Consider the following 4,239-nt stretch of genomic DNA (forward strand, 5'->3'; position numbering starts at 1 on the left):
CGTTCTCACCGCACCGCTCGAAACGCTTCCGAAAGCGGCCCGGCGCATCCAGGCTCAGGCGGAGTCGGACGGCGCGCCGGTCGCTGCTCGCCGGCCCTCCTCGCGCGCCTGCTCCAGGAGCGACTCGAGCCGGCGACGGGAGCGGCGGCGCCCCTGGACCACCGCGCCGACGAGCAGGGCGAGCCCGAGGAGGACGAGGAGCTGCGGCCACGGGACCGCCCACACGGCGCTCTCGGCGACGACCGGCTCGAGGGTCGAGCTCGTGCCGTCCATCGTGGCGACCTCCGGCACGAGGGTCACGGTGACCGGGACCCGCACGAGGGGCCACACGTCGTCGACCTCGACGGTGATCTCCCGGGTGTCGCCCGGGAGGAGCTCCTGGCGGGGCTGGTCGGCCGCGGGGAACGTGACCTCGCGGCCGCCGACGTCGACGGTCCCCTCGGCGAAGAGCCGGGTGTTGCCCTCGTTGTGCACCTCGAAGGTCACCGTGGCGTCCCCTGGGCGCGCGGGGTTCCAGGAGAGGTCGTACCGCGTGACGACGCCCTCCAGGGCGGCAGCGGGGGTGACCTCGCCCGTCACGCGGGTGAGCACCCGGACCCCGATGCGGCTGACGACACCGACGTTGGTGCCGTCCTCGGCTGCCTGCACGGAGGTGACCGACGCCGTGATCCCGGCCGCATGGTCGCCGGGCTCGGTCCGCTCGGGGACCGTGACGGTGAACTCGACGACCTCCGTCTCCCCAGCCTCGACGGTCACCGACCCGGGGATGGAGATCCACGTGCCCGCCGCCACCGACTCCTCCCCCGGGGCGAGCGTGTCGAACCGGCCGGTCCGGGTGTAGAAGCCGTCGGCCGCGGTGAGCTCGAAGGTCACCGGCTCCTGCCCGACGTTGCGGACGGCGATCCGGTCGGTGACGGACTCGCCGGGGTCAAGCGTGTGCTCGACGGCGCGCCGGCCGTCCGGGCCCTCCTCGTCGGCGGGCGAGACCGCCCAGCGCTCGGCGGGCGGCTCGGGCGTGGCCGCGGCGGACGCCGTCGCGGCGAGGAGCCCGGGGGTGAGGACGGCGAGGAGCGCCGCGAGGAGGAGGGCTACGCGGCGCGCGGGAAGGTGGAGGGTCACGGTCATCACGGTAGGTCAAGGGGGTCGGGGCCGCGGACCGCGGCCCCGACCCTCGTGGCTGCTCGGTCGGGGGCCGGTCAGTAGGCGTCCTCCCAGAGGCTGAGGGTGATGGTCGCCGAGTAGCTGCCGGGCGCGACATCCGCCGGCGTCTTGAGGAAGAGGTCGGCGTTGGCCTCCCACTCCCCGATGGCGTGGGCCTCGTTGGAGTCCATGGCCAGGGCGAGCAGCTCCTGCCCGGTGAGGCCCTCTCCCCCGTCGTCCAGGACGGTATCCACCTCCTCGCCGGGCGCGACCTCACCGTCGTTCTCGGTGAGCAGCTCGGGCACCCAGCCCAGGTGCTCCGGCCCGATCTCCGGCGCGCCCTCGGCGGTGAAGGCCGACGACTGGCCGACGACGTACCAGAAGACCCCCTCCGGGACGTCCTCGCGGTCGTCGCTCACGGTGACCGTCGGCAGGGTGCCGTCGAACCGGCGGACCTCCGGGTCCTCCGAGTCCACCTCGGTGAGCGTCGTCGAGTCGGCGGCGACGCTCATGGTCAGGGCACCGACGGGCGGCAGCGCCTCGATGTCGACGCTGACGTCCACCTCGTTGCTGCCGACCTCGTCGGCGATCGCCGCACCGGCGACGCCGGTCAGCAGCAGTGCCCCCACAGCGCCGACACCGGCGCGGGTGAGTAGCCCCTTGTTCTTCATTCGCTTCCCTCCGAATCCCGGCCGTCACGTGTCCGAACCGGACCTGCTGGCGGCCGGACCTTCCGGCCGCCGGGGTGCCGCCGTGGCGGACCGCCCCGTACCGCGCCGCCCTGCTGCGGCGCTGAGGTGCCCGGTCGGGTGACCGGGCGGTGAGCCAAGACGTGTGCGCGCGTCGCTCGGGCGCCCGCCGTGGACGCGATGTCCCCGTGGACCCGCCGGCACACGGCGGGCAGGGTGGAGGAGGACATTTCGAGCAATTTGTGCTGCACCTTTGCTGGGGACCCCGCGATGGATCGATGGCTCACCGTGAGCGATATCGCAGATGTTAGCGGAAACAATGCCTCCACTCCGGGGATTTCGACAGGCGGGCTCCCATACCTTGCACGAGCCTCACAGCGCCTCGACGGCAGCGGCGACAGTCGCCAGCCCGGACCGGTACCGCTCGAGGTACGCGGCGTACCCGGCGACGTCCTCCGGCGCGGGCTCCACGGTGTGGAACCGGGCCCGCGCGAAAACCCGTCCGTCGAGGTACTCGGCCAGGCCCACACCGGGGACGTCCCGCAGGTAGGCGGCGAGCACCGCCATCCCCCAGGCTCCCCCCTCCGAGGCGGTCTCCCCGACGGCGACCGGTGCCGCGAGCGCCCCGGCGAGGAGCCGCTGGGAGACACCGGGGGTGCGGAAGATCCCGCCGTGCGCGAGCATCCGGTCCACCGCGACGCCCTCCGTGGCGAGCACCTGCATCCCCAGGCTCAGCGTGCCGAACACCCCGTAGACCTGGGCCCGGACGAAGTTGGCCAGGGTGAGGCGGCTGTCGGGTGTGCGCACGACGAGGGGGCGCCCCTCCGCCAGGTCGGCGATCGGCTCCCCCGCCAGGTAGTTGTAGGCGAGCAGCCCGCCGGCGTCGGTCTCGCCGTCGAGCGCCTCGCGCAGCAGCGTCTCGTAGACGGTGTCGGACGGGACCGGGGACCCGGCAGCGGCGGCGAAGCGCTCGAAGAGCCCGACCCAGGCAGCCAGCTCGCTCGCCCCGTTGTTGCAGTGGACCATCGCCACCGGGTCGCCGGCCGGCGTCGTCACCAGGTCGATCTCGTGGTGCATGTGCTGGAGCGGCCGCTCGAGCACGACCATCGCGAAGATACTCGTCCCCGCGCTCACGTTGCCGGTGCGCGGCGCGACGGCGTTGGTCGCGACCATCCCGGTACCGGCGTCACCCTCGGGCGGGCAGAGCGGGACGCCGGGTTCCAGCGTGCCGGAGGGGTCGAGGAGCGCCGCCCCCTCGGGGGTGAGCACACCGGCCGGCTGCCCTGCGGTGAGCACCTGCGGGAGCAGCTCGGCGATGCGCAGACCGCCCGTGCGGTCCGCCACCAGGGTGTCGAACCGCTCGAGCATCGTCTCGTCGTAGCCGCCGGTCGCCGGGTCGATCGGGAACATCCCGGAGGCGTCGCCGACGCCGAGCACCCGGCGCCCGGTGAGGCGCCAGTGGACGTAACCGGCGAGCGTGGTGAGGAAGCGGACCTGCGGGACGTGCGGCTCCTCGTCGAGGATCGCCTGGTACAGGTGCGCCACCGACCACCGCAGCGGGATGTTGACCCCGAAGAGCGGCGACAGCTCGGCGGCGGCCGGGCCGGTCGTCGTGTTTCGCCAGGTCCGGAAGGGGACGAGCAGCTCGTCGCCACCGTCGAAGGCGAGGTACCCGTGCATCATCGCCGAGACGCCCATGGCGCCCACCGTGCGGAGCGGCACGCCGTGGAGCCGCTCCACCTCGGCGGCGAGGTCGGCGAAGGCGCCCTGAACACCGGCCCAGACGGCGTCGAGGGAGTAGGTCCACATCCGGTCGACGAACTCGTTCTCCCACTCGTGGGACCCCGTGGCGAGGACCGTGTCGGGCTCCGGGCCGACGAGGCAGGCCTTGATGCGGGTCGACCCGAGCTCGATCCCCAGCGCCGTGCGCCCCTCGATGACCGCCACCCGCGCGGCGTCGCCGCCGCCCGCCGGGCGCGTCTCGGTCTCGTCTGAGCGCGGCTTCGCCACAGCACACCTCCGTGGTGTCGGTTCGTCCTCGAGTCGCTTCGATGTTAGCGCTCACGGAGCCCGGCGGGAAATATCCGCACATCGGCCGTCGCGAGCCTGTGGTCTCCCCTACTCGCCGGCCACGTGGTACCCGCGGGTCGAGTCACGGGCCACGAAACGCGGCGAGACGCTCTCGACGCCGGGCGAGGGGCGCCCCTCGATGGCGGCGAAAAGCCGTGCCGCGGCCCGGCGGCCGAGCTCCTCCAGGCACATGTCTACGCTCGTCAGGCGTGGCCGGGAGTGGGCGACGATGACCTCCCAGTTGTCGTGGCCGGTGACCGCAACGTCCTCCGGGACGCGCAGCCGGTGCTCGCGCAGGGTGTCGAGGGCGCCGCGGGCGATCTGGTCGCTGCCGCAGATG

Annotated in this window: 4 protein-coding genes; all 4 read right to left on the reverse strand. The window is 73.5% G+C overall.

The window, feature by feature from the left end; translation table 11 throughout:
• Window positions 1–54 precede the first annotated feature (54 nt).
• Window positions 55–1,119 (reverse strand): hypothetical protein, encoded by a 1,065-nt coding sequence (locus Q0195_RS11045; protein ID WP_299278350.1) that lies wholly within the window; start codon window positions 1,117–1,119, stop codon window positions 55–57.
• Between the two features lie 77 nt (window positions 1,120–1,196).
• The gene (locus Q0195_RS11050) at window positions 1,197–1,811 is read right to left on the reverse strand and encodes a hypothetical protein (protein WP_299278351.1); all 615 of its coding nucleotides are present in this window, start codon (window positions 1,809–1,811) and stop codon (window positions 1,197–1,199) included.
• 390 nt (window positions 1,812–2,201) lie between these two features.
• On the reverse strand, window positions 2,202–3,839 hold the full coding sequence (locus tag Q0195_RS11055) for an FGGY-family carbohydrate kinase (protein ID WP_299278353.1): 1,638 nt from the start codon (window positions 3,837–3,839) through the stop codon (window positions 2,202–2,204).
• Between the two features lie 108 nt (window positions 3,840–3,947).
• A partial coding sequence (locus tag Q0195_RS11060) for a substrate-binding domain-containing protein (protein ID WP_299278355.1) occupies window positions 3,948–4,239 on the reverse strand: 292 nt, incomplete at its 5' end.

The organism is uncultured Georgenia sp. (assembly GCF_937958535.1).
In the GTDB taxonomy this organism is placed as follows: Bacteria; Actinomycetota; Actinomycetes; order Actinomycetales; family Actinomycetaceae; genus Oceanitalea.

Excerpts from the sequence above, each read along its gene's own strand:
- Q0195_RS11050 (WP_299278351.1), bottom strand. The coding sequence starts at position 1,811 with ATGAAGAACAAGGGGCTACTCACCCGCGCCGGTGTCGGCGCTGTGGGG.